Origin of the sequence: Micromonospora sp. CA-248212 (assembly GCF_050948405.1) — a bacterium.
GTDB lineage: Bacteria > Actinomycetota > Actinomycetes > Mycobacteriales > Micromonosporaceae > Micromonospora.
This window is the reverse complement of record NZ_CP192023.1, coordinates 1,706,013-1,730,989: the sequence shown is the minus strand read 5'-3', so window position 1 is coordinate 1,730,989 and position 24,977 is coordinate 1,706,013. Positions and strand designations below refer to the sequence as shown.

23 protein-coding genes, 1 pseudogene and 1 riboswitch are annotated in these 24,977 nt (G+C 72.8%); of the genes and pseudogenes, 6 read left to right on the top strand and 18 right to left on the bottom strand.

The window, feature by feature from the left end:
* Positions 1–4: 4 nt before the first annotated feature.
* From pspM to ACQP03_RS08615, 7 genes and pseudogenes are all read right to left on the bottom strand, one after another.
* Positions 5–790, bottom strand: a complete 786-nt coding sequence (gene pspM, locus ACQP03_RS08645; RefSeq protein ID WP_363660440.1) for a phage shock envelope stress response protein PspM — start codon at positions 788–790, stop codon at positions 5–7.
* 25 nt (positions 791–815) lie between these two features.
* Entirely contained in the window at positions 816–1,688 is an 873-nt protein-coding gene (locus ACQP03_RS08640; RefSeq protein ID WP_363660441.1) for a PspA/IM30 family protein, read from the bottom strand.
* 202 nt (positions 1,689–1,890) lie between these two features.
* Positions 1,891–2,349, bottom strand: a complete 459-nt coding sequence (locus ACQP03_RS08635; protein ID WP_357122511.1) for a helix-turn-helix domain-containing protein — start codon at positions 2,347–2,349, stop codon at positions 1,891–1,893.
* Positions 2,350–2,640: 291 nt separating this feature from the next.
* A pseudogene (locus ACQP03_RS08630) lies at positions 2,641–3,144 on the bottom strand (CinA family protein); the annotation flags it as partial.
* Between the two features lie 137 nt (positions 3,145–3,281).
* The gene (gene pgsA, locus ACQP03_RS08625) at positions 3,282–3,875 is read right to left on the bottom strand and encodes a CDP-diacylglycerol--glycerol-3-phosphate 3-phosphatidyltransferase (RefSeq protein WP_357175170.1); all 594 of its coding nucleotides are present in this window, start codon (positions 3,873–3,875) and stop codon (positions 3,282–3,284) included.
* 77 nt (positions 3,876–3,952) lie between these two features.
* Entirely contained in the window at positions 3,953–5,461 is a 1,509-nt protein-coding gene (gene rimO, locus ACQP03_RS08620) for a 30S ribosomal protein S12 methylthiotransferase RimO (protein WP_357122502.1), read from the bottom strand.
* 80 nt (positions 5,462–5,541) lie between these two features.
* Positions 5,542–6,465, bottom strand: a complete 924-nt coding sequence (locus ACQP03_RS08615; RefSeq protein ID WP_357122499.1) for an ornithine cyclodeaminase family protein — start codon at positions 6,463–6,465, stop codon at positions 5,542–5,544.
* Between the two features lie 92 nt (positions 6,466–6,557).
* Positions 6,558–6,629: riboswitch (guanidine-III (ykkC-III) riboswitch) on the top strand.
* A gap of 33 nt (positions 6,630–6,662) precedes the next feature.
* Here ACQP03_RS08615 and sugE point away from each other — a divergent pair.
* Both sugE and ACQP03_RS08605 read left to right on the top strand, forming a co-directional pair.
* On the top strand, positions 6,663–6,977 hold the full coding sequence (gene sugE / locus ACQP03_RS08610) for a quaternary ammonium compound efflux SMR transporter SugE (protein WP_357122496.1): 315 nt from the start codon (positions 6,663–6,665) through the stop codon (positions 6,975–6,977).
* Between the two features lie 73 nt (positions 6,978–7,050).
* On the top strand, positions 7,051–7,296 hold the full coding sequence (locus ACQP03_RS08605; RefSeq protein WP_357122493.1) for a hypothetical protein: 246 nt from the start codon (positions 7,051–7,053) through the stop codon (positions 7,294–7,296).
* A 66-nt stretch (positions 7,297–7,362) separates the two neighbouring features.
* Here the strand turns inward: ACQP03_RS08605 and ACQP03_RS08600 are convergent, their stop codons facing one another.
* Positions 7,363–9,816 (bottom strand): FtsK/SpoIIIE family DNA translocase, encoded by a 2,454-nt coding sequence (locus ACQP03_RS08600; RefSeq protein ID WP_357393723.1) that lies wholly within the window; start codon positions 9,814–9,816, stop codon positions 7,363–7,365.
* Positions 9,817–9,929: 113 nt separating this feature from the next.
* Between ACQP03_RS08600 and ACQP03_RS08595 the strand changes: the two genes are divergently transcribed.
* On the top strand, positions 9,930–10,400 hold the full coding sequence (locus ACQP03_RS08595; RefSeq protein WP_357393721.1) for a YbjN domain-containing protein: 471 nt from the start codon (positions 9,930–9,932) through the stop codon (positions 10,398–10,400).
* Between the two features lie 95 nt (positions 10,401–10,495).
* Positions 10,496–12,055: a YbjN domain-containing protein gene (locus ACQP03_RS08590; RefSeq protein ID WP_433461140.1), complete on the top strand. Its 1,560-nt coding sequence runs from the start codon at positions 10,496–10,498 to the stop codon at positions 12,053–12,055.
* Positions 12,056–12,223: 168 nt separating this feature from the next.
* On the opposite strand, the gene ACQP03_RS08585 is transcribed toward ACQP03_RS08590, so the two are convergent.
* From ACQP03_RS08585 to ACQP03_RS08565, 5 genes are all read right to left on the bottom strand, one after another.
* The gene (locus ACQP03_RS08585) at positions 12,224–13,912 is read right to left on the bottom strand and encodes a ribonuclease J (RefSeq protein ID WP_357122486.1); all 1,689 of its coding nucleotides are present in this window, start codon (positions 13,910–13,912) and stop codon (positions 12,224–12,226) included.
* Between the two features lie 52 nt (positions 13,913–13,964).
* Complete coding sequence (dapA, locus tag ACQP03_RS08580) at positions 13,965–14,891, bottom strand: 4-hydroxy-tetrahydrodipicolinate synthase (RefSeq protein WP_433460778.1); 927 nt, start codon at positions 14,889–14,891, stop codon at positions 13,965–13,967.
* A gap of 47 nt (positions 14,892–14,938) precedes the next feature.
* Positions 14,939–15,679 (bottom strand): FAD-dependent thymidylate synthase, encoded by a 741-nt coding sequence (gene thyX, locus ACQP03_RS08575; RefSeq protein WP_210786506.1) that lies wholly within the window; start codon positions 15,677–15,679, stop codon positions 14,939–14,941.
* Positions 15,680–16,237: 558 nt separating this feature from the next.
* The gene (locus tag ACQP03_RS08570; RefSeq protein ID WP_433461139.1) at positions 16,238–16,759 is read right to left on the bottom strand and encodes a DUF2752 domain-containing protein; all 522 of its coding nucleotides are present in this window, start codon (positions 16,757–16,759) and stop codon (positions 16,238–16,240) included.
* Between the two features lie 64 nt (positions 16,760–16,823).
* Complete coding sequence (locus tag ACQP03_RS08565; RefSeq protein ID WP_357122480.1) at positions 16,824–18,053, bottom strand: winged helix-turn-helix domain-containing protein; 1,230 nt, start codon at positions 18,051–18,053, stop codon at positions 16,824–16,826.
* 80 nt (positions 18,054–18,133) lie between these two features.
* Here ACQP03_RS08565 and ACQP03_RS08560 point away from each other — a divergent pair, with 80 nt between their 5' ends.
* Complete coding sequence (locus ACQP03_RS08560; protein ID WP_357393719.1) at positions 18,134–18,685, top strand: GNAT family N-acetyltransferase; 552 nt, start codon at positions 18,134–18,136, stop codon at positions 18,683–18,685.
* Here the strand turns inward: ACQP03_RS08560 and ACQP03_RS08555 are convergent.
* Complete coding sequence (locus tag ACQP03_RS08555; RefSeq protein ID WP_433460777.1) at positions 18,584–19,858, bottom strand: glycosyltransferase 87 family protein; 1,275 nt, start codon at positions 19,856–19,858, stop codon at positions 18,584–18,586. The two genes, ACQP03_RS08560 and ACQP03_RS08555, sit on opposite strands and share 102 nt — an antisense overlap.
* A gap of 35 nt (positions 19,859–19,893) precedes the next feature.
* On the opposite strand from ACQP03_RS08555, the gene ACQP03_RS08550 reads away from it, so the two are divergent.
* On the top strand, positions 19,894–20,487 hold the full coding sequence (locus ACQP03_RS08550) for a GNAT family N-acetyltransferase (protein ID WP_357393715.1): 594 nt from the start codon (positions 19,894–19,896) through the stop codon (positions 20,485–20,487).
* A gap of 10 nt (positions 20,488–20,497) precedes the next feature.
* Here the strand turns inward: ACQP03_RS08550 and ACQP03_RS08545 are convergent, their stop codons facing one another.
* The 4 genes from ACQP03_RS08545 to ACQP03_RS08530 form a co-directional block, all read right to left on the bottom strand.
* Positions 20,498–21,382: a carbohydrate ABC transporter permease gene (locus ACQP03_RS08545; RefSeq protein ID WP_433460776.1), complete on the bottom strand. Its 885-nt coding sequence runs from the start codon at positions 21,380–21,382 to the stop codon at positions 20,498–20,500.
* 1 nt (position 21,383) lies between these two features.
* A complete protein-coding gene (locus tag ACQP03_RS08540; RefSeq protein WP_357122465.1) occupies positions 21,384–22,505 on the bottom strand; it encodes a carbohydrate ABC transporter permease in 1,122 nt (373 codons plus the stop codon).
* Between the two features lie 75 nt (positions 22,506–22,580).
* Complete coding sequence (locus ACQP03_RS08535) at positions 22,581–23,828, bottom strand: sugar ABC transporter substrate-binding protein (protein ID WP_357393713.1); 1,248 nt, start codon at positions 23,826–23,828, stop codon at positions 22,581–22,583.
* Positions 23,829–23,853: 25 nt separating this feature from the next.
* The gene (locus tag ACQP03_RS08530; RefSeq protein WP_357122459.1) at positions 23,854–24,840 is read right to left on the bottom strand and encodes a LacI family DNA-binding transcriptional regulator; all 987 of its coding nucleotides are present in this window, start codon (positions 24,838–24,840) and stop codon (positions 23,854–23,856) included.
* Between the last annotated feature and the right edge of the window lie 137 nt (positions 24,841–24,977).

Sequence of the window (24,977 nt, the reverse complement as noted above, 5' to 3'; positions counted from 1 at the left end):
CGGCTCAGCGGGTGGGCGCGCGCAGGCCGGCGCCGCCGGCGCGCAGCTCGGCCAGGGCCGAGGCCACGCCGTGCAGAAGGTCGGTGGCCTCGGTGAGCCGGTCGGCGGCCGGGTGGGTGGGCTCCGGGCGGGCGTCCTCGGCGAGGTAGCCGGCGGCGGCGACCACCAACCGCTCGTATGCCGCCACCCCGCTCTCCAACTGGGCGGTCAACGCGGCGTGCGCGTCGGCCAGCGGCGGCCGGGCGTCGGTCGGCGCGAGCCGCAGGGCCCGTTCGACGCTGGCCACCCGGTTGGCGAGTTCCCGCAGCGACCGGTCGGCGGCAGCGGCCTCCAGCACGGCCGGCTCGGCCAGCCCGGTGAGCCGGGGCGCCATCCCCGCCAGGGTGAGCGAGGCACGGTCCAGTCGCGCCCACTGCTGGCCGGCGGTGGTGCCACGCAGCGCGACCCGGCCGCGCACCCGGCGTACCTCGGCCAGCACGCCCGAGCCGACCGGCAGTCGCTCCACGGCGGCCACCAGCCGGGCCCGGGACCGGGCGGCGGCCTCGGCCGGGTCCAGCGCCGGGGGCGCGGGCCGGGCGGCCAGCGCCCGCAGGTCGATCCAGCGCCAGGCGGCCAACGCCAGCGCGCTGCCCGCGGCGCCGGCCCAGGCCGCATCCGGCAGACCGAGCCCGGCGTACGGCGTCAGCACCGCCGTGGCCCCGCCGAGCCCACCGGCCAGTACGCTCCACCGCCGGGCGGACCGGCGCAGCCGACCCAATTGACGGAAGTAGCGTGTCCGCTCGTCTGCCACCGAAAGACCCCCTCGGACCGGTCGTTCAGCCGGCGGCGGTCGGGTCGCCGGTGCCCCGCTCGCGGGCCATGCTCGCGCGCAGCTCGTCCAGCCGGGCGGCGGCGGCCGGGTCGCTGCCCGAGCCCGCCTGCTCGCCCTGTGGGACCGCCGGGCGCTGCGCCGTGCCGCCGAGCTGCTCCCCCACCATGCTGGAACGGATCTGCTCCAGCCGGGCCGAGCCCGCCGAGTCGATGGTCGCCTTCTGGATCTCCAGCATCCGACCCTCGACGGAGTTGCCGGCCAGTTCGGCGCGGCCCATCGCGTTGGCGTACCGCCGCTCGATCCGGTCCCGCACCTCGTCCAGGGACGGGGTGGTGCCGGGTGCGGTGAGCGTCGACATCGACTCCAACGAGCGGGCCACGGTCTCCTGCATCTTGGCCTGCTCCAGCTGGCTGAGCAGCTTGGTGCGCTCGGCGAGCTTCTGCTGGAGGATCATCGAGTTGTTCTCGACGGCGCGGCGGGCCTGCGCGGCCGCGCCGAGCGCCTGGTCGTGCAGGGTCTTCAGGTCCTCGGTGGCCTGCTCGGCGGAGACCAGCTGGGTGGCCAGGGCCTGCGCGGACTGCTCGAACCGCACCGCTTCGGCCTCGTCGCCCTTGGCGCGGGCCTGGTCGGACAGCACCAGGGCCTGCCGGGCGTTGCCCTGGAGCCGCTCGACCTCGGACATCTGCCGGGACAGCTTCATCTCCAGCTGACGCTGGTTGCCGATGACGGCGGCCGCCTGCTGGACCAGCGCCTGGTGCTGCCGCTGGGCATCCTCGATGGCCTGCTGGATCTGCACCTTCGGGTCGGCGTGCTCGTCGATCTTCGCGCCGAAGAGCGCCATCAGGTAGTTCCAGCCCTTGACGAACGGGTTCGCCATCTCCGCGGTATCCCCTCAGTAGCGTCGCTGCACCGCGGTCGGGCCGGATTGCGCCGACCGACCGCGACCCGGCCGGTCTCCATCGTCCCAGCCGAACGCCAGCGCGGCATCCGTACCGGGCGCACGACGGGCACCGTCGGCTCCTGCGGGCAACCCTACGCGGCCGGGGCCACCTCGCCCATGGGCAACGGACGCACGGTGCTCAGGCGGCGCAGACCACGTCCCGGTCGCGCTCGGTGGGCCGGACCCGGGTGCTGCGCAGCGTCGCCCGCAGCGGGGAATCCTGCCGGACCGACACCGCGACCTTGCCGTCGGAGGTGACCTGGCGGACGCCCCGGTTGGCGGCCTTGCGCACGGCGGCCGGCGCGACGGGCGCGGCCTCGGCCGGCTCGTCCTGCATGCCGACGAGCACCCCGGCGGGCATCTGCTCGGCGAGCGCCACGGTGTCGCTCACCTCGCGGAGAAGTTCGGAAAGGCGGGCGCCGAGCGCGTCACAGATCGCGGCCAGCAGCTCGCTGGACGGCTCCTTGTGCCCCCGCTCGATCTCGGAGAGGTAACCGAGGCTGACGTTGGCGGCGGTGGACACCTCACGCAGTGTGCGCTGCTGTCCCTGCCGGCGCGCCCGCAGTGCGTCACCGATCACCCGGCGTAGCAGGACCATCGCACCTCCCCCTGAGGGATACCTCACGCCCGGCGTCGGGCAGCCGGCCGCGGCGGACCGCGCCGGCTCCGAGCGTCGGAGCCTTCCCGCAACCGTACCCGCTGCGCGCCCCGGCGACATCCCACCCCGCCCGTCGGATCCTGGCGGGACGGCTCACGGACGCCCCAGGCCGGCCGCGCCCAGACCGTCCCGGACGCTTTCGGCGGCCGCTCCCGAGCCGTTCCCGGCGACCCCGGCGGCCGTCTTCTCGCCAGCGGGGGCAGCCACGTCCGTTGTCTCCAGGCCCTCGATGGCGGCCTCGTCGGCGGCGTGGATGTGTTCGGCGAGCAGCCGCAACGCCTCGATCACGGCAGCCGAGCGTACGTGGTCCCGCCCCCCGTCGAGGTCGAGTTCGCGGACCTCGACGCCGGTCGGGCCGGCGACCGCGACGTAGACCAGGCCGACGGGCTTGCCGTCCTGCGGCTCCGGGCCGGCGACCCCGGTGGTGGCGAGCCCCCAGTCCGCCCCGCAGCGCCGCCGACCGCCCTCGGCGAGCGCCGCCGCCACGTCGGGGTCGACGGGTCCGCGCTCGGCCAGCAGGTCGGACGGCACGTCGGCGAGCGTGGCCTTCAGTTCGGTGGCGTAGACGACCAGCCCGCCCCGGTAGATCCGGCTGACCCCGGCGATCTCCACGATCGACGCGGCCAGCAGCCCGCCGGTGAGCGATTCGACGGTGGCGAGGGTCTCGTGCCGCTGCGAAAGGCTGTGCACGACAGCCGCCGCCGCGCTCCCCGTCGCGTTCTCGTCCCGCTGCATGATCCCGTCCTTCCCCACCCGCCAACCCCCAACCCTCCCGGCCGGACCCCGTGGATCATGAAGTTATCGCCTCGACACGCCGGCCCGAACCGCAACAACGTCATGATCACGCGCCGGGGCGACGGGCTCGGGGCGGGTTAGGGGTGGGGGCGGCGGAGGCGGAGGGCCTGGAGGATGTAGTCGAAGCCGGTTGCCACCGTGACCAGGACGGCGGCAACCATGATCCAGGGGCCGACGGCGGCGAGGGCGGCCGGCATCGGCCAGAGGTACCAGGCGATGGCCAGGATCTGCAGCGCGGTCTTGATCTTGCCGCCACGGCTGGCCGCGATCACCCCGTGCCGGATCACCCAGAACCGCAGCCCGGTGATGCCCAGCTCGCGGACCAGGATCAGCGCCGTCACCCACCAGGGCAGCCGGTCGTACCAGGAGAGCAGCACCAGAGCCGCGCCGGTGAGCGCCTTGTCGGCGATCGGGTCGGCCACCTTGCCGACCGAGGTGACCAGCCCGAACCGGCGGGCGATCCAACCGTCCACCAGGTCGGTCGCCGAGGCCACCGCGAAGATCAGGCAGGCGGCCATCCGCCAGCCGGCGTGGGTCATCCCCGACACGATCACCGAGGCGGCGAAGACCGGCACCAGCACCAGCCGCAGGGCGGTCAGCGCGTTGGCGGCGTTGAGCACGGGCACCCGCGCGACCACCCGGGCCGGCGTCGACTCCGTCGCCCCGGTCACCGTCTCGCTCCGCTCGGGCCGCCGTGGCGTTCCCGACACCGCACCACCTGGCTCCCCCGCTCCGTCCGGACCCGCCGTCACCGTGCCGCGCCGGGCGCCGCCGAGATCATCTCATCCGGCACCGCGAGCAGATCCACCCCTTCGGTGCCGGTCACCGTGGCCCGCACCAGGTCACCCGGGCGCAGTGCGCTCAGGTCGACCCCGCCGTCGACCGGCGCGACCAGGGTGGTCGATCCGTCCACCTCCGGCGCCTGGTGCGCGGCCCGGCCCTCCACCACGCCGTCCACGATCGCGTCGACCAGCACCTCGACGGTCGAGCCGAGCCGGTCCTCGGCCCGCTGGGAGCAGAGCTCGTCGGCGAGCGCGCTCAGCCGGTCGTACCGCCGCTTGATGGTCGCGGCGGACACCTTGCCGGGCAGTCCGGCGGCCTCGGTGCCGTCCTCGTCGCTGTAGTCGAACATGCCGATCGCGTCGAGCCGGGCCTCGGTCAGGAACCGGGTCAGCTCGTCGATGTCGGCGCGGGTCTCGCCGGGGAAGCCGACGATGAAGTTGCTCCGCGCGCCCGCCTCCGGAGCCAGCGCCCGGGCGCTGGCCAGCAGCTCCAGGAACCGGTCGGTGGAGCCGAAACGCCGCATCCGGCGCAGCACGGGCTCGCTGGAGTGCTGGAACGACAGGTCGAAGTACGGGGCCACCCCGGGGGTACCGGCGATCGCCTCGACCAGCCCGGGCCGCGTCTCGGCCGGCTGGAGATAGCTCACCCGCACCCGGACGATGCCGGACACCGCGGCGAGCTGCGGCAGCAGCTTCTCCAGCGCGCGCGGGTCGCCCAGGTCCTTGCCGTACGAGGTCGAGTTCTCGCTGACCAGCACCAGCTCCCGTACGCCGGTCTTGGCCAGCCACTCCGCCTCGGCGAGCAGCTCGTCCGGGGTTCGCGAGACGAACGCCCCACGGAACGCCGGGATGGCACAGAACGCGCAGCGCCGGTCACAGCCACTGGCGAGCTTCAACGACGCGACCGGGCCGGTGTCGAGTCGACGGCGCAGCACCTGACGCAGGTGCGCCGGGGTGTGCTCGTCGGTCTCGACGGCGGCACGCGCCACGGTGCCGTGCCCGGGCAGGGACACCCCGCTGTCGCGGCGCTTCACCGGCGTCAGGGGCAGCAGCTCCCGGCGGTCCCGCGGGGTGTGCGCGGTGACCTGTTCACCGGCGACCACGGCGTTGAGCCGGGCGGCGATGTCCGGGTAGTCGTCGAAGCTCAGCACCGCCTGCGCCTCGGGCAGACTGTCGGCCAGCTCCTTGCCGTACCGCTCGGCCATGCAGCCGGCGGCCACCACCTTCGCGCCCGTCCCGGCGGCGGCGAGCAGCGTCTGGATGGAATCCTGCTTGGCCTTCTCCACGAAGCCGCAGGTGTTCACGACCACCACGTCGGCACCCTCGCCGTCGGTGCTCACCTGCCAGCCGTCGGCGTGCAGCCGGGCGGCCAACTCCTCCGAGTCGACCTCGTTACGGGCGCAGCCCAGGGTGAGCAGGGCGACGCGACGGCCCTCGGCGTTGTCGGAAGCGGAAGGAGAGGTGGCAGACACCATCCGAGGGTACCGGGCCGCTCGCGGTAGCCCGCGCACGCGGGCACGGCGGCCGGCGGGATCACACCACGTGCGGGCGTCGGTCACCGGGTCACGGCGGTCGCCCGGGTCAGGGCGTCGAGCAGGAAGACCTCGGTACCGGCCAGGCCCGTGCAGCAGAAGACGGAGACCTGGTCCGCCGTGGTCCGGCCGGGAACCGCGCCCGCCAGGATGCCGCCCAGGTCCCGCAGCCGTCCGGCGTACGCGGGCAGCGCCGCGAGCATCGGCGGTTGGTAGTCCGCCGCCTGGGCCGGCGAGTCGGTGACCAGCAGGTCGGCGGCGTCCAGCAGGTCGGTGCCGAACTCGCTGCGGTCGTGCTGCTTGAAGCCGACCGTGTTGACGTGCGTGCCGGGGCTCACGTCGGCGGCGCGCAGCACCGGCGTGGGGCTCGTGGTGGCGAGCACCACGATGTCCCGGCCGGTGACGGCCGCGCCGGGGTCGGCGACCGCGCGGGCCGGCACGCCCAGTTCGGCGCGTACCCGGCTGGCGAAGGCGTCCCGGCGCGCGGTCGAACGGCTGTGCACCACCACCTCGCGCAGCGGGCGCACGGCCGCGGCGGCCCACACCTGGGTCCAGGCCTGCCGCCCGGAGCCGATCACGCCGAGGGTGGTCGCGTCCGGCCGGGCCAGCGCGTCCACCGCGACGCCGCCCAGTCCACCGGTGCGACGGGAGCCCAGCTCCTCGCCGACGGCGACCGCCCGCACCGCCCCGGTGGCGGCGTCGTGCAACACGACCAGTTGCTCGCCCTGAGGGTGGCCGAACGTGTCGTACGAGCGGTAGCCGTACCACTGGCCGACCAGGTGCCCGGCGGTGAGCACCATCCGCCCGCCACCGAGCGGGGCGGCGGCCCGGGGCGGGGCGACCAGGCGCCCCTCGTACGCGGCCACCAGGGCGGCCCGCATGGCGTCGACGGTGGTGGCGGCGTCCAGGGCGGCGGCGACCTCGGGGTCGGCATAGAGCAGGGCCATGCCCGCCATAGTGCAAGTTGAAGCGAAGTAGAGGTCAATGCGTGGTGGCGTGGGTCACCGTCCGGGGCCGCCAGCCGGTGCTAGCGTCGGCCGTGGTGGCCCCGGACGCGGTGGTCACTCCGGACGAGCGGTGGGCGTACCCGGTCAGGCCAAGACGCCCCAGCAGACTGACCCGACTCGTCCTCGTGAGGTGAACGATGGCCTGGCTCGTACTCGTGATCTCCGGGCTGCTGGAGACGGCCTGGGCCGTCGCCCTGGACCGCAGCGCCGGCTTCAGCCGGCTGCTCCCCTCGGTGGTGTTCGTGGTGGCCCTGGCGCTGAGCATGGGCGGCCTGGCGTACGCGCTGCGCGACATCCCGGTCGGCACCGGCTACGCCGTCTGGGTCGGCATCGGCGCGGTGGGCACGGCGCTGGTCGGAATGGTGGCGCTCGGCGAGTCGGTGAGCCTGCCCCGGGTCTTCTGCCTGCTGCTGGTGGTCGCCGGCGTGGTCGGCCTGAAGATCTTCCATTGACGATCACGCGTGGCGAGCGCCCACAGTGGGTAGTGATCGGTTCGTCACGACAGGCTCTCATCCGGAGGACGACATGGCCGACATCCCCACCACCGCCCGCCCGCGCAGCAACGCCGCCCGCATCCTCACCATCGTGGGTTTCGTGTTCGCGGTGCTCGCCCTGCTGCTCAACCCGATCATCTTCGGCGTGCTCGGCATCATCGCCGGCATCGTCGGCGCGGTCCTGGGTGACAAGCCGCTGGGCTGGTACGCCGCCGCGGCCAGCGGCGTGGCCGCGATCATCGGCCTGGTGGTCGTCGCGGCTCTGATCAACAACTGACCCACCCCGACGTCACGGGCCCGCCGGTATCCGGCGGGCCCGTCGGGTGTCCGGGGTCGCGAGTGGTCAGTCGACGTCGCCGCGCAGACCGACCAGGACCTCCTCCAGCTCGTCCGGCTTGACCAGCACGTCGCGCGCCTTCGACCCCTCGGACGGCCCGACGACCCCACGGGTCTCCATGAGATCCATGAGCCGGCCCGCCTTGGCGAAACCGACCCGCAGCTTGCGCTGGAGCATCGAGGTGGAGCCGAACTGCGAGGTGACCACCAGCTCCACCGCCTGCACCAGCAGGTCGAGGTCGTCGCCGATGTCCTCGTCGATCTTCTTCTGATTGTCCTTGGCGGGGGCCAGCACGTCCGGCCGGAACTCCGGCTCACGCTGGTCCTTGCAGAACTTCACCACGTCGGCGATCTCGCGCTCGGTGACCCAGGCGCCCTGGATCCGGACCGGCTTCGAGGCCCCCATCGGCAGGAAGAGACCGTCACCGCGCCCGAGCAGCTTCTCCGCGCCGGGCTGGTCGAGAATGACCCGCGAGTCCGCGAGGGACGACGTGGCGAACGCCAGCCGGGACGGCACGTTCGCCTTGATCAGACCGGTCACCACGTCGACCGAGGGCCGCTGGGTGGCCAGCACCAGGTGGATACCGGCGGCCCGCGCCAGCTGGGTGATCCGGACGACCGAGTCCTCCACGTCGCGCGGCGCGACCATCATCAGGTCGGCCAGCTCGTCCACGATCACCAGCAGGTACGGGTACGGGCGCATCTCCCGCTCGCTGCCCGGCGGCGCCTTGATCTCGCCGTTGCGCACCTTGCGGTTGAAGTCGTCGATGTGCCGGACGCCGTTGGCCGCGAGGTCGTCGTAGCGCATGTCCATCTCGCGGACGACCCAGTCCAGCGAGTCGGCCGCCTTCTTGGCGTTCGTGACGATCGGCGTGACCAGGTGCGGGATGCCCTCGTAGCCGGTCATCTCGACCCGCTTCGGGTCGATCAGCAGCAGCCGCACCTCGTCCGGGGTGGCCCGGGTGAGCACGGAGACCAGCAGGGTGTTGAGGCAGGACGACTTGCCCGCGCCGGTGGCCCCGGCGATCAGGATGTGCGGCATCTTCGCGAGGTTGGCCACCACGTAGCCGCCCTCGATGTCCTTGCCGAGCGCCACCACCATCGGATGGTGGTCGCTCGTCGCCGCCCGCGAACGCAGCACGTCGCCGAGGGCCACGTTCTCCGGGTCGGTGTTCGGGATCTCCACGCCGACCGCGCTCTTGCCCGGGATCGGGCTGAGGATCCGTACGTCCGGCGACTTCACCGCGTAGGCGATATTGCGGGAGAGCTGGGTGATCCGCTCGACCTTGACGCCGTGCCCCAACTCCACCTCGTAGCGGGTGACCGTCGGGCCCCGGGTGAACCCGGTGACCGCGGCGTCCACGTCGAACTGGTCGAAGACGCCGGTGAGCGCGGCGATCACCTCGTCGTTGGCCTTGCTGCGGGTCTTCGCGGCAGCACCGGCGCTGAGCATGTTCGCCGGGGGCAGGGTGTAGTCGCCGGCCAGGCCGGTCAACGCGAGCTGCTCGGCGCGGGTGGGCGCGGGCGAGTGCTCGGGCGGCTCGGCCGGCTTGCGGCTGGCCGGCACCTTCGCCGGGGCCTTGCGCGGCAGCACCATGGTCTCCTGGAGGTCCGCGCCCTCGGTGTCCTCGAAGTCGTCCGGGTCGATCGGTGGCGGCATCCGCTTCGACGGACGCCTGCGCGCGGGCCGCGCGACCGGCTCGTCGTCCTCCTCGGTGGTCTCCGGAGACGCGACCAGCCCTCCGGCGAGCAGGCCCAGCCGCTCCGGGATCTTGTTGATCGGCGTCGCCGTGACCACGAGCAGGCCGAAGAGCAGGAGCAGGACCAGCAGGGGTACGGCCACCCAGGCGGTGACCGCCCGTTCCAGCAGCCCGCCCACGCCGGCGCCGACGAGGCCACCGGCGAAGTCACGCTCCACGGTGTCCACCGGGTCCTGGCCGATCTGGAGCAGCGCCGCGGTCGACACCAGCAGCGAACCCCACCCGATCAGCCCTCGACCCCGGTGCTCCGGATCGATCGGCTGACGCATGAGCCGCCACGCCCCGATCATCAGCAGCACCGGCACCACGACGGAGATCGCGCCGAGGAACAGCCGGACCGTGTCGGCCAGGCGGGCGCCCACCGGGCCCGCGCCGGAGAACCACAGCGCCACGGCGCTGAGCAGGGCCAGCCCGAACAGCAGCAGTCCGGCCCCGTCACGGCGGTGCTCCGGGTCCAGGTCGCGGGCGGAGGCGGCCTGCCGGCCGGCGGCCCGCACCGCCCACCCCATCCCGTGCGCCAGCCCCATCCACAGTGCACCGACAGCGCGGCCCACGTAGACGGCGGGGCCCGGACGGGCGGGTGTGGTGCGTCGCCGTACCGGTGCCCGGGTCTTCTTCGCCGGTTGACGGGCACGGCTGTTGGTGCCACCGCGCGGCGACGCGCCGCGTCGCCGGCTCGCCTGAGAGGTACGGCCCGCCATAGAGTCACGGTAACGGTGGGGCCGGGCAGATCGCCGCTTTTCCGGGTCGTGTCCGCGCGTCGCAGCACGGACCCCGCCGCCGGTCGTGATATCCGCCTCAGAAGGGATGCCCGATGGCGTCGCCGGGAATCGAGGACGATCCGCTGGCCGGGCACCCCGGTGCGGTACGCCCGCTGACCGGCGAGCTGATCGCCGCGGTGCTCGCCGCGCGCGGCCGCCCGTTCGGCCGTGCCCCCGACGGTGACCTCGTGGGACGCTTCGACGACAACCTGATCTGGTTCCTGCGCCTCGGCGCCGATGGCGAGCTGCTCCAGGTCCGCACGATGGTCGCGCCGACCTTCGGGATCGAACGGGTGCCCGACCTGTACGCCTTCTGCAACGCGTGGAACCACGACCGGCTCTGGCCGAAGGCGTTCGTGCACGTCGACGACGCCGGCCGGGCCCGGATCCACGGTGAGGTGATCACCGACCTGGAACGTGGCGTCACGCCCCACCAGCTCGACCGACTGCTCGACTGCGGCATCACGACCGGCTGCCAACTCGCCGTGGCGGTCGGTCGCCTGCCCGGCGCGGTGTCGACGTGACCGGCCGGGAGGAGACCACGGGCAGCCGTACCGACCGGGCGCACGCGCCCGCCAGCGGAGACGGCGGCCGGGGTGTCGGGCAGCGCGTCCCGGCATTGGTGTCCGCGCTCGCCGACGCCCGGGACCTGCCCGACGGGTCCGGCCGGCTGGCCGCGCTGGAACGGGTCGCCGAGCGCGCCGACGCCGCCGCGGACGCCCGGTCCGCGCTGGACGCGAGGTTCGCGCTCATCGAGGCGTACCTGCTGCACGGCGAGCGGTGGCGGATCGTCGAGCCGGTACGGCGCTGCCGGGCCGCCGCCGACCGGTGGCCCACGCTGCTCGGCGACCCCGAGACCGTGCTGCTGACGCGCTACCAGCGGTACGCGGTGGAGGCGCTGCTCGGCACCCCCCGGGTGGGGCTGGACCAGACCCGACTACTCCTGACCGATTTGGCCGAGCGGGTGGGGACGGGCGGGCTCGACGGGCCGACCGTCGCCGAACTGCGCTGCCGGATCGCCGACCACCTGGGCGACGAACCCACCGCCCGGCACTTCTACCGGCAGTGGGCGGGTACGCGTGGCGGTCCGGCCGGCGGGTGCCCCGGCTGCGCCCCGGCCCGCCGCGCGGAACTGCTGGCCGGCTGGGGCGAGTGGCGGGAGGCCCGCGCCGAGCTGGAGGCGTACGACACCGACGCCCCGGCCTGCACCGACCAGCCCGAGCGGGCGCTGGTCGCCGGACTGCTGCCACGGTTACGGCTCGGCGCGGCCGAGGAGGCCGCGGCGGCGCACGTGCGGGCGTACCGGCGGCACCGGCGCGAGCGCGCCGCGTTCGGGCATCTCGCGACCCACCTGCGGTTCTGCGCGCTCGGCGGGCATCTGGAGCGCGGGCTGGCCATCCTGACCGAGCAGCTGCCCCGGCTGGACCGGCCCACCGACGACCTCGCCGCCATGGAGTTCGCCGCGGCGGGGGCGCTGGTCTGCGGGCTGGCCGACGAGACGGGGCTGGGCGAGCGACGGGTGCGCCGCCCGGCGTACGGCGAGCGTCCGGCCACCGAACTGGACGTGTCGACGCTCGGCGCGCTGCTGCTCGGCCTCGCCACCGACCTGGCCGGCAGCTTCGACGCCCGCAACGGCACCGGTCACCAGTCCGGCAGGATCGCGGCCTGGCTGGCCGAACGTCCCGCCGCGGCGGCGGTGCCGCTGCCGGATGGCGGCGACGTCGCCGACGAGGAGGACGACGCCGGTCCCGGGCCGGACGGGGAGTCCGAGCGGGAGCTGATGGCGCTCACCGCCGACCTCATCACCGCGACCCTGGACCGGCGCGGCGACCGGTACCTGATCGACGACGACGGCACGGTGGTCGGCCGGTGGGGCGCCGCGGTGATCCAGTTCCGACGGGCTGGCGAGCGGGGCGAGGTGCTGCACACCCGGGCGATGGCCGACCGGCGGCTGCCGGCCACGCGGCGGTCCGAGGCGTACGCCTTCTGCAACGCGTGGAACCACGACCGGCTGCTGCCCAAGGCGTACGCGCACGACCTCGACAGCGAGATCGTGCTCGCCGGGGACGCGGCCACCGACCTGGCGCACGGGGTCGCGCCGGCGCAGTTGCGGGTGCTGGTGGACGCCGCCATCGCCACCGGCGTCGCGTACGCGGAGGCCGTCGCCGCCCTGCCCTGACCCGCGAGCGGGCCCGAAGGTTGCGGCCCGACGGGTGACTGTGCGACATCCGACAGCGCGCAACCGGACGTGCGCAACGGCTGTGGTACCGCCGTGGTCCGCAACAGAATCCGGGCCGGCCACCGACATCCACGGGGGACGTCGGCGACCGGCCCGGTCACGCGTGCGTCAGACCTCGACGACGGTGGGCACGATCATGGGCCGCCGTCGGTACGCGTCGTTGACCCACCGCCCCACGGTCCGCCGGACGATCTGCTGAAGCTGGTGCGGGTCGGTGATGCCGTCCGAGGCGGCACGGTTGAGCGCCTCGGTGACCAGCGGGATCACCGGGTTGAACGCCTCCGGGTCCTCGGAGAAGCCCTTCGCGGACAACGTCGGACCGGCGACCACCTTGCCGGTGACCGAGTCGACGACGACGGTCGTGGCGATGAACCCGCCGTCACCGAGGATCCGCCGTTCGGTGAGCAGCGACTCGCTGACGTCACCGACGGCGAGGCCGTCGACGTAGACGTACCGGCTCTTCACGTGCCCGACCAGGCTGGCGCGGCCCTCGACCAGGTCGACGACGTCGCCGTCCTCGCAGATCACCACCCGGTCGGGGGCGACCCCGGACTCGATGCCCAGCCGGGCGTGCGCCCGCAGGTGGCGCCACTCGCCGTGCACGGGCATCAGGTTGCTGGGCCGGACCACGTTGAGCAGGTAGAGCAGTTCGCCGGCCGGCGCGTGCCCGGAGACGTGCACCTTCGCGACGTCCTTGTGCACGACCACCGCCCCGGCGCGGGCGAGCCGGTTGATGACCCGGTAGACCGAGGTCTCGTTACCCGGCACCAGCGAGGAGGCCAGCACCACGGTGTCCCCCGGGGCGATGGTGATGTGCCGGTGGTCGCCGCTGGCCATCCGACCGAGCGCGCTCATCGGCTCGCCCTGCGACCCGGTGGACATCAGCACGATCTGGTCCGGAGGCAGCGTCGTCGCCTCCTCGATCCCGATGACCAGGCCGGCCGGGATGTTGAGCAGGCCGAGGTCGCGGGCGATACCCATGTTGCGGACCATGGACCGGCCGATCAGGGCGACCTTGCGACCGTGCTCCAGCGCGGAGTCGAAGACCTGCTGCACCCGGTGGACGTGCGAGGCGAACGAGGCCACGATGATCCGACCCTTCGCCTTCGCGAAGATCGAGTCGAGCACCGGCCCGATCTCCCGCTCCGGGGTGACGAAGCCGGGGATCTCCGCGTTGGTGGAGTCGGAGAGCAGCAGGTCGACGCCCTCGGCGCCGAGCCGCGCGAAACCGGCCAGGTCGGTGATCCGGCCGTCCAGCGGGAGCTGGTCCATCTTGAAGTCGCCGGTGTGCAGCACCAGGCCGGCCGGGGTACGGATGGCCACCGCGAGCGCGTCCGGGATGGAGTGGTTGACCGCGAAGAACTCGCACTCGAACGGCCCGAGCCGCTCGCGGCCACCCTCGCGCACGGTCAGCGTGTAGGGCTGGATCCGCCGCTCGGCCAGCTTCGCCTCGACCAGGGCGAGGGTGAACTGCGAGCCGACCAGCGGGATGTCGGGTTTGTGGGCCAGCAGGTACGGCACCGCGCCGATGTGGTCCTCGTGGCCATGGGTCAGCACGATCGCCTGCACGTCGGCCAGCCGGTCCAGGATCGGGCCGAAATCGGGCAGGATCAGGTCCACGCCCGGTTGCTCGACGTCGGGGAAGAGCACCCCGCAGTCGACGATCAGCAACTTGCCGTCGTACTCGAAGACGGTCATGTTCCGACCGATGGCGCCGAGCCCGCCGAGCGGGATGATCCGCAGGCCACCTTCCGGCAGCGGCGGGGGTAGTTCCGCCTCGATGTGCGCCTCGGTCACGCGTCCACCTCATTCTGCGACGCCGTCACTCGGCGTCCGTCGTGTCGTTCGATCATTCGGGTAGCTCCAGGCCCGCTGCCGCGAAGTCCGCGCGCAGCTGGGCGATCTCGTCGTTGGTGGCGTGCACGAGCGGGGGTCGCACCGGACCGGCCGGCAGGCCCAGCGATGCCAGACCTGCCTTCACCAGGATGGTGCCCTGGGTGCGGAAGATGCCGGTGAACAGCGGCAGCAGCCGCCGGTGCAGGGCCAGCGCGGTGGGCATGTCCCCCGCGTCGTACGCCTCGATCATCTGTGCGGTCAGCGCCCCGGTGAAGTGCGTGGAGGTGCCGACCACGCCCACGCATCCGACGGCCAGCGCCGGCAGGGTGAGCGCGTCCTCGCCACTGTAGTAGGCGAGGCCGGTCCGGCTGGTCACCCAGCTGGTGGCGATCAGGTCGCCCTTGGCGTCCTTGACCGCGACGATGCGGCCGTGGTCGGCGAGTCGGACCAGTGTCTCGGTGTCGATCGGCACACCGGAGCGGTGCGGGATGTCGTACAGCATCACCGGCAGTCCGCTGGCGTCGGCCACGGCGGTGAAGTGCCGCAGCAACCCGCTCTGCGGCGGCTTGTTGTAGTACGGCGTGACCACCAGCAGACCGTGCGCGCCGGCCTTCTCGGCGGCGGCAGCCAGCTCGATGGTGTGCCGGGTGTCGTTGGTGCCGACACCGGCTACGACCCGGGCACGGTCACCGACGGCCTCGACCACGGCCCGGATCAGGCGTTCCTTCTCCGCGTCGGTGGTGGTCGGCGACTCGCCGGTGGTGCCGTTGACCACCAGCGCGTCGTTGCCCTGTTCGTCGACCAGGTGGCTCGCCAGCCGGGCGGCGCCGTCGAGGTCGAGTGAGCCGTCGGCGGTGAAGGGGCTCACCATGGCCGTGAGCACCCGCCCGAAGGGGCGGGACACCGGTCGGGCGGCGGCGTCGGGGTGGTCCTGCGTCATACCCTCCAACCTAGCGGACGACCAGCCGGAGCCCGCCGGGGAAGGGCTCAGGACGCCTCGTGCGGGCTGGCCGCCACCTCGGTGCCGTCCGGCAGCGTGGTGATCACGAAGTCGGCGAAGACGTTCGGGGCGACCCCCTGGAGCTGACGCAGACACTCCACGGCCAGCTCGCGGATCTCCACGTCGGCGTGCTCGGTGGCCCGCATCGCGACGAAGTGCCGCCAGGCCCGGTAGTTGCCGGAGACCACGATCCGGGTCTCGGTGGCGTTCGGCAGCACCGCGCGGGCGGCCTGCCGGGCCTGCTTGCGGCGCAGCGTCGGGTTCGGCTCGTCGGAGAAGCGCTGCTCCAGACCCTCCAACAGCTCCGTGTACGCCCGCACGCTCGCCTCGGCGGCCTCGACGAACTTCTTGTGCAGCTCCGGGTCGTCGGCGATGACCGCCGGCTCGACCATGGCCGCGTCCCGCTCGGGGACGTACCGCTGCGAGAGCTGGGAGTACGAGAAGTGCCGGTGCCGGATCAGCTCGTGCGTGAAGGAGCGGGACACCCCGGTGAAGTAGAAGGTGACCGAGCCGTGCTCCAGCACGCTCAGGTGGCCCACCTCGAGAATGTGCGCCAGGTAGCCGGCGTTGGTGGCCGTGGCCGGGTTCGGCTTCTTCCAGGACTGGTAGCAGGCCCGCCCGGCGAACTCAGCCAGCGCCTGGCCGCCCTCGGCGTCGGTCGACCACGGCACGTCGTCCGGGGCCGCGAACTGGGTCCACGCGATCAACTTGACCTGGGGCTGCACCATCTCCGGCATGCCTGGGACTGTAGTGGCCGGCGGCCCCTTCCCGAATCACCGGGGGCCGTTGGTGTCCAAGATCTCGACAGCCGTGCCAGGGCTCCGCGGAACCGTGGGTCTCCCTCGTGGCCTGTCGAGCTGCCCCAAATCTGGGGCAGGAGCCGCACGGCCAAGGGCTTTCTCCCGCCGACGGAACCGGCACCCACAGCGCACCGGCCCCACAGCGCCGATCCCGGAGCAGCCCCGCCCCCGAAGCAGCGCCACCCCACAGCGCCCGCCCGCAGCGCACAGGCCGCAGCCCCGCCCCCGCAGCGCTCGCCCGCAACGCACACCCCGCAGCGCACGCCCACAGCGCACACCCCGCAGCGCCACCCCTCGCTTGGGGTGCCGCCGCTACCGTCCTCTGGCGCCCCACATCTGGGGCAGCTCGACAGGGGCACACCACCACGTCCTGCCTCCCGCTGGCGAACGGGTCGGGGCAGGGCCGCGTCGGGCAGCAGCGGCGCCAGACGTGAGAGCAGCCCGGTCAGACGAAGAGCCCTGCGGTCAGACGCAAGAGCCCTGCGGTCAGACGTAGAGCGAGGTGAACGGCGCCCAGGGCAGGTTGCGCACCACCGTGAATGCCAGCCACGCGGCCATGAAGCCGCTGATGACCTTGGGGCTGATCCGCAGCTCGGGCAGCCGCCAGCCGAACGCCTGGTTGCCCGCCCAGGCCACGAAGAGGTACGCCAGGAAGGGCAGCGAGAAGACGAACAGGAAGTGGTGTCGGGCGGCGGCCGGCAGGTCGGCGTGCAGCACGTACCAGAGCGCGCGGGTGCCGCCGCAGCCCGGGCAGTCGAACCCGGTGGTCAGCTTGAGAATGCAGGTGGGCGCGGCGTCCGGGTCGGCGTGGGTCGGGTTGCTCACCAGCGCGTAGGCCATGCCGAGCCCGACGCAGCCGACCGCGGCCAGTGGCACGGCCCAGCGCGGCGAACGTTGGTGGATCCGCAGGACGAGCCGGGTGAGCCGGTCGGGTTCGGGCGTCGGGTAGTGGTAACCGACGGGCGGCTCCGCCGACCATCCGTTCTGCGCAGCATCGGGGGCGGGCACCGTGTGGACGGCGCCGACGGTGGGCGGTGACTGGTCGACCGGTCCGGGAACGCTCGTCACGCGTTCACGGTACACCCGACACGCTCGCCAGGGCGGCCGTGAGCGGACCGGCCAGGTCACCGGCGGCGGGTGGGGCGACCGCGTCCAGCCCGAGCCAGCCGGCCAGCCGGTACAGCTCGGCGGCGAGCGCCACGGCGGTGTCCCCCGCGTCGGCGCCGGGCTCGAGCCAGGCGGCCGGCACCAGCAGCACCCCGGCCCTGCGGTCGGCCTTCAGGTCGACCCGGGCGGTGAACCGGTCGCCCTGCAGGAACGGCAGCACGTAGTAGCCGTAGACCCGCTGCGGCGCCGGCACGTAGATCTCGATCCGGTAGCTGAAGCCGAACAGCCGCTCGGTGCGGGCACGTTCCCAGATCAGCGGGTCGAACGGGCTGACCAGCGTGTTGCCCCGGACCCAGCGGGGCAGCCGTGCCGACGCGTGCAGCCAGGCCGGCTGCCGCCAGCCCGCCACGGTGACCGGCACCAGCTCGCCGGCCTCAGCCAGCTCGGCGACCGCCTGGCGGGCGCCGGCGACCGGCAGCCGGAAGTAGTCGCGCAGCTCCGGCTCGGCGGCCACCCCGAGCGACCGCGCGGCCAGGGCCACCAGACCGCGGTACGCCTCGGCGGCGGTCGGTGTGGGCGCGGCCAGCGCGGACGCCGGCAGCACCCGCTCGGGCAGGTCGTAGCGGCGGGCGAAGGACGTGCTGCGCTCGGCGGCGGTCACCTCACCCGCCCAGAACAGGAACTCCAGCGCCTGCTTGACGGCCGACCAGTTCCACCCCCAGTTGCCGGTCTGCCGGGGCGCGTCGTGCTCGATCTCGGCGGCGGTCAGCGGACCCCGGGCGGCCACCTCGTCGCGCACCCAGGCGACCAGGTCCGGCTGTTCCTGGGCGATGCGCCGCATGCCACCCCAGGCCTCGCTGCGGGCCCGGGCCATCCGCCAGCGCAGCAACGGGTGCAGCCCGACCGGCACGAGGGACGCCTCGTGGCCCCAGTACTCGAACAGGTCGCGCGGGCGGCGGTAGGCGGCCTGGTCGAGCAGGGTCGTCGGGTAGGGACCGAGTCGGCTGTAGAGCGGCAGGTAGTGCGCCCGTTGCAGCACGTTGACCGAGTCCATCTGGATCAGGGCGACCCGGTCGAGGACCCGGCGCAGGTGCCGGCGGGTGGGCACGCCGGTCGGCGGCGGGTCGGCGAAGCCCTGGGCGGCGAGCGCCACCCGCCGGGCCTGCGCGAGCGAGAGTGAATCCGGTGCGGCCATCGTCGGCGACGATAAATCATCGGTACGACGTCGGTGCGGGAAGCTGGACTCCGACCGTCACGGGGGCATAGAACGGTGCAATGCTGACCATCCGCCGGGAGGAGCCGGACGACGCCGAGGCGATCGCCCGGGTGCACGTGCACGGCTGGCAGTCGGGTTACGCCGGTGTCATGCCGGACGAGGTCCTCGGCCGGCTCAACGTGGCGGCCTGGGCGCAGCGCCGCCGTGAGGTGGGCACCGCCGATCCGGAGCACCCGTTCACCACGCTCCTCGGCGAGGTGGACGGGCTGGCCATCGGCTTCACCACCTTCGGGCCGTACCGCCGCAACCAGGACCGGGACGACCTGGACCCGAGCGTCGGCGAGGTGCTGGCGCTCTACGTCGAGCCGGCGTTCTGGGGTGACGGGACAGCCACCGCGCTGCTCGCGGCCGCCCGCGCCGGGCTCATCGAGCGCGGCTGGACCGGCTACCGGCTGTGGGTGCTGGCCGACAACGGGCGGGCCCGCCGGTTCTACGAACGGGCCGGGCTGTCACCGGACGGTGAGCGGTCGACCTACCAGGTGCCGCTCGCCGGCGGGCGCGGGCCGGTCGGGCTCGTCGAGCTGCGGTACGCCGGACGCCTCGACGACTGACCCGCCCGGCGTCAGCCACCGGCGGATCGGCAGGAAGGCCAGCAGAGCCAGGCTGATCCAGACGTACGCGTTGCTGCCGAGGAAGCCGTCCACGCCGGTGAAGTCCTTCTCCCAGAACCAGACGGTCCGGCTGATCAGCAGGACGTACCCGATGGTCGCGGCGATCAGCAGGACGCGCCGGCGGCGGCCGGCCGGCGCGGCCATCGCGTTGTCGACCAGCAGGATCAGCGCGGGCAGCAGCCAGACCAGGTGGTGTACCCAGGTGACCGGGCTGACCAGGCACATCACCGCGCCGGTCAGGGCCAGGCCGGTCGCCTCGTCGCCGGCCGCGACGGCCGCGCGGGAACGCCAGGCCCACAGCGCCAGGGTGCCGATCACCAGCAGCAGCCAGAGCAGGGTGCTCGGGTGCCGCGGGTCGAGGCGGGCGACCACGCCGCGCAGCGACTGGTTGGAGACGAAGGCCAACTCACCGACCCGAGCGGTGTTCCACAGCGCCTCGGTCCAGAACTCCCGGGACGCGTCCGGGAAGAGCGCGCCGGCCAGCACGGTCACCGCGGCGGCGGCGCCGCTGGCGGTGAGCGCCGCCCGCCACCGCCCGGTGACCAGCAGGTAGACGATGAAGATGCCCGGGGTCAGCTTGATCGCGGTGGCCAGCCCGATGCCCACGCCCGCCCACCGGTTGCCGGCGGGCAGCAGCCGGAGCAGGTCCACCGCGACCAGGAAGAGCAGCAGCGTGTTGACCTGCCCGAAGTTGATCGTCTCGCGCATCGGTTCGAAGGCGGCGGCCAGGCAGAGCGCCACGGCGAGGGCGAACCAGCGGGTCCACCCGGCCCGCCGGGCGATCGGGTCGACGAACCACCAGATCAGCACGGTGGTGGTGGCCACGCTGGCGAGCACGCTCACCACGATCGCGGCCGTCCACGGCAGGTACGCCATCGGCAGCATGACCAGCGCGGCGAACGGCGGGTAGGTGAAGCCGTACTGGGTGCTGGGCTTGAGGTAGTCGTAGATCTCGCCACCGTCGTGCACCCACCACGTCAACGCGCCGTAGTAGACCTTCAGGTCGAAGAAGCCGTGCCGTACGGCCGCGACGGAGAGGAACGCGGTGACCGCCGCGGCGAGCACCACCACCCCGACGACCTGCACGGCCGTCCTGTTGGCACCCTGCGCCACCGCCGCCTCCCCCGCCCTGCGTAGGCTTCCGTCCCATGGCTCTCGGGTACGTCCGCCCGGCGCGTCCCGAGGACGCCGGCGAAATCGCACGCATCCAGCTCGCGACCTGGCGGGTCGCGTACCGCCGGATCCTGCCTCGGCATGTGCTCGACAACCTGGACGAGGCGTTCCTCGCCCGGCGGTGGAGCGCCGCGGTGCTGGAGCCGCCCTCGGGCGCGCACCGGGTGCTGGTCGCCGTCGAACAGGCCGAGCAATCGTATCTGGTGGGGTTCGCCGCCTCCGGCCCGGCCGACGGCGAGGCGTTGGCGCCGGGTGAGCCGGCCGACGCCCTGGGCCCGGACGTGGCAGCGGTGACCGACCTGCTGGTCGAACCGCGCTGGGGTCGGCGTGGGCACGGCAGCCGGCTGCTCGCCGCCACCGTCGACCTGTGGCGCGAAGACGGGATGGCTCGGGCGGTGGCCTGGGCGTTCGACGGCGACGAGGCGACCCGCAAGTTCCTCACCAGCACCGGCTGGGAACCCGACGGCGCCGCGCGGGCGCTGGACGTCGACGACATGCTGGTGCCTCAGGTGCGCCTGCACGTGGCCGTACCGGCCGAGCCACTCGCCGAGGACCGCCCCGGCGAGTGACCCGGCCGGGTCAGCCCTTGTCCGAACCGTCGTTGGCGTCGCGGACGAAGTAGCGCTGGAACACCACGAAGATGATCGCCACGGGAATGGTGGCGAGCAGCGCCGCGCCCAGCTTCAGCGGGTACTGGTTGCCGCTGCCCAGCGAGCCGCTGACCAGGTCGGCGAGGCCACGCGGCAGGGTGAACAGGTCCGGGTCCTGCACCGACACGAGGCTGTGCGGGAACTCGTTCCAGGAGCCCTGGAACGACAGGATGGTCAGGGTGATCAGCGCCGGTTTCGCCATCGGCAGCACCACCGACCAGAAGGTGCGGAAGATGCTCGCCCCGTCGATGCGGGCGGCCTCCTCCACACTCACCGGGATCGACTCGAAGAACTGCTTCATGATGAACACGCCCGCCGCGTCGGCCAGCAGCGGCACCACGAGCCCGGCGTAGCTGTTGTAGATGCCGAGCTGGTTGAGCACCAGGAACTTCGGGATCAGCAGGACCACACCGGGGACCGCCATCACCGCGATGACGGCCGCGAACAACCCGCCGCGCCCGGCGAACCGCAGCCGGGCCAGGGCGTACCCGGCGAGCGAGTCGAAGAACACCCGCCCGAGGGTGACCAGCACGGTCACCAGCAGCGAGTTGCCCAGCCAGAGCGGGAAGTTGGTGCCCGCGAAGATCCGCTCGAAGCCGGCCAGGGTGAGCGGGTCCGGGAACGGCGAGAGCGGGTTGGCCGCCGCGTCCGGCTCGGTCTTGAGCGAGCTGGCGATCTGGATGACGAACGGGTAGAGGAACACCAACCCGAAGAAGACCAGCGTCGCGTACCCCAGGAAGCGGGTGGCCAGCGTGCGGGCCCCGCGCTGGTCACCGCGCGCGGGCCCCGCCGGGCGGTCGGTGAGCACGGCCATCTCAGGACCTCTCCGGTACGCGCCGACGCCACCGGCCGCGACGCGGCCGGTCGGTGTCCCGCTCGGCCAGCACGCGGCGCTGGACCAGCGTGAGCACGATGATGATCAGGAACAACACGAACGAGATTGCCGCGCCGGAGCCGTAGTCGAAGTCCCGGAAGGCGGTCCGGTACGACAGGTACGCCGGGGTGAGGGTGGTCTTGGCCGGGTCGCCCTGGCTCATGACGTACACCTGGTCGAAGACCTGCCAGGAGCCGATCAGGCCGAGGGTGAGCACCAGGAAGGTGGTCGGCCTGATCATCGGCAGCGTCACGTGACGGAAGCGCTGCCAGCGGGACGCGCCGTCGAGGGTGCTCGCCTCGTCGAGGGTCACCGGGACGTTCTGCAGTCCGGCCAGGAACATCAACATGAACGTGCCGGAGGTGGACCAGACGACCAGCGTGATGATCGAGGTCATCGCGACGCTCGGGCCGGCCAGCCAGTCCCACCAGCTCAGCCCGAACGGGCCGCCGCCGGTCAGCGCCGTCGGGGGCGTGTCGACGCCGACCGCGCCGAACAGCAGGTGCAGGACGCCCCGGGAGTCGGCGAACCACTCCGGTCCGTCGATCCCGACGAAGCCGAGCAGCGCGTTAACCGCGCCCGAGTTGGCGAACAGGAACAGGAACACCACGCTGATCGCGACCGAGCTGGTGACCGAGGGAAAGTAGAAGGCGCTGCGGAAGAAGCTCTTGCCCCGGAGCATCCGGTTGTTGACGATCAGCGCCAACCCGAGCGCGAGCACGGTCTGCGCCGGCACCACGATCGCCACGTAGTAGATGGTGTTGCGGATGCTGGTCATGAAGTCGCGGCGAGCCAGCCCGTCCTCGGTGAACAACCGGGTGTAGTTGTGCCCCCCGACGAACGGGACGTCGCCGGTGAACGGGCTGCCCTGGCCGTTCCAGTCGGTCAGGCTGACCCAGAACGCCATCAGGATCGGCAGCAGCAGGAACAGCCCCAGGATGACGATCACCGGCGCGACGAACAGCCAGCCGGCGAGGTTCTCGTTGCCGCGAACGCCACGACGGCGTCGGCGGCGGCCCGCGCCGGGCGCGGTGACCGCGGCGGTCAGTGTCTCGGTTGCCATCGTCCTCACCCCCTTTACTGAAGGAAGGGCCCCTTGTTATCGCCTAGTGCATAGGAAGGGGCCCTTCCTAACGAGTCAGCTGCCGCCGAGCGCGGCCTTGGCGTTCTTGTCGAAGTTCTGCAGCACGGTCTTCGGGTCACCGTTGGCGAGGCCCTGCAGGCCGGTGTCGAGGTCCTTGAGGACGCTGTCCATCTTCGGCGCGTTCACCGGGCCCTGGGCGTACGCGGCGCCGTCGATGAAGACCTTGTCGGCCGGGAAGGCAGCCGTGTACTGGTCGCGCACCGACTGCCGGGACGGCATGACGCCGACCGCCTTGGCGAACGTCAGCTGCTGCTCGCCGCTGGTCATCGCCTCGACGAACTTGATCGCCTGGTCCTTGTACTTGCTCTTCGCGGCGATGCCCCAGCACTGGGTGAAGGAGAGGGTGCCCTGACCACCCGACCCGGCCGGCAGCGCCACCACCTTGTACTTCACGTTCGGGAAGTCGTTCTGCATGGCGCCCTTGATCCAGTTGCCCTCGATCGTCATCACGGCCTTGCCCTTGCCGAACGCCTCGCCGGACCAGCCGGAGTCGAGCTGCTTCGGGTACTTGGCCAGACCCGAGGTGAGCAGGGTCTTGACGTACTCAAGGGCGGCCAGGTTCTTCGCGCTGTCAGCGGTGGGCTGCTTGCCGTCCTCGCTCATCAGCCAGCCACCGTTCTGCACCAGGAAGGCACCGATCCGGTCCCGGGTGTCGCCGAGCGCCAGGGCCACCTGCCCCTTCGCCTTGATCTTCTGGGCGGTCACGGTGAGCTGGTCCCAGGTGGTCGGCACGTCGGCGTCGGTCAGCCCGGCCTTGGCCCACAGGTCGGTGTTGATCTGCAGGGCGAGGGTGGAGAAGTCCTTCGGAGCGCAGTAGAGCTTGCCGTCGTACGTGAAGGTGGTGCGCAGGCTCTCGTAGAAGTCGCCCTTGTCCGCGAGCTTGTCGCCGTACGGCTCGAGCGCGCCCACGCTCGCGTAGTCCGCGAAGCGGGCCGCGTCGACGTAGAAGACGTCCGGCGGGGTGCCGCCGGCGAGGGACTGGCCGAGCTGTTGGGTGAGGTCCTGCGCCGGGGTGACCGTCGCGCTGTTGCCGGAGCTGCTGGCCCACTTCGCGGCGGCGTCCTGCACGGCCTTGGTCTCGGCGTCGCCGGAGGAGCCGATGAGGATCTGCAGGTTGGCCGGGCCGCTGGACTGGGCGGCGTCGCCGGAGTCGTCGAAGCCGCTGCCGCAGGCTGCGGAGCCGAGCAGCGCGACGGCGGCGAGGCCGGCGACCGCTGCCCGGGTGAGGGTTCTGGGTGCCATGGGTTTCTCCTGGTGGGGGGGTGGGTTACGCGGTGTGCCGCAGGGCCAGCGAGGGCGCGAGCAGCACAGGGGTGGGTGTCTGGTTGCCGTCGAGGACGCCGGTGAGCAGGTCCACGCAGCGGGCGGCGGCTTCGCCGAGTGGTTGGCTGACGCTGGACAGGCCGATGGCGGCGGCCACCGGCGTGTCGTCGAAGCCGATCACCGACACCGGCGGGTCGAGGTCGCGGATCGCCTGCAGGGCACCGAGCGCGAGCGAGTCGCTGGCACAGACCACGGCGGTCGGCGTCTCGGCGGCGAGCAGGTCGCGCATGAGGCGTTCCCCCTCGGCGACACCGTCCTCGGTCTCCCGGTGCAGTCCGGTGTGGTCGACGCCGTCGGCGTGCAGCGTGTCGCGCCAGCCGGCACGCCGGTCGTCGCCGACGCCGGAACCGGTCGGCCAGCCGATGAAGGCGATCCGCCGGTGCCCGGCGTCCAGCAGGTGCCGGGTGGCCGCGGCGGTGCCGGCCGCGCCGTCCACGTCGACCCAGGGATGCACGTCGAGCGCGTCCCATGGCCGACCGAACGTCACGAAGGGCACCTCCCGCTCGGCGAGCCAGGCGGTACGCGGGTCGCCGTACTTGGTGCCGACCAGCACGAACGCGTCCAGCTCGTACGTGCCGAGCAGGTCGTCGTAGGTGGCGATCTCCCGCTCGTCGTCGGTGGCGGTGTAGAGCAGCACCCGGTAGCCGGCGGCGTCGGCGGTCTCGGTGAGGCCGTGCAGGAAGCGGTCGAGCACGGAGCCGTTGATGCCGTCGCGGGTGGGTTCGATGCGGGCGGCGATGAGTCGGGACCGGCCGGTGCGCATCTGCCGGGCGGCCTGGTTGGCCCGGTAGCCGAGCGCGGCGATCGCGTCCTCGACTCGCTGCCGGGTCTCCTGGCGCACGATGTGCGGGGTGTTGAGCACGTTGGAGACCGTCTGGCGGCTCACTCGGGCGTGCCGGGCCACCGTCGCGATGGTTACCTTTTCAGGCACTTAATCCCTCTCGCCGTCTTGAACGATCCAATTCGGATAGTGCAGGATTAGATCGTTCAAGTTTCTGGAATGTTTCGCACTTTGCACCGCCCGGGGCGCGTTGTCAAGACATCCGCCCCGCACCCCGATGATCTGGA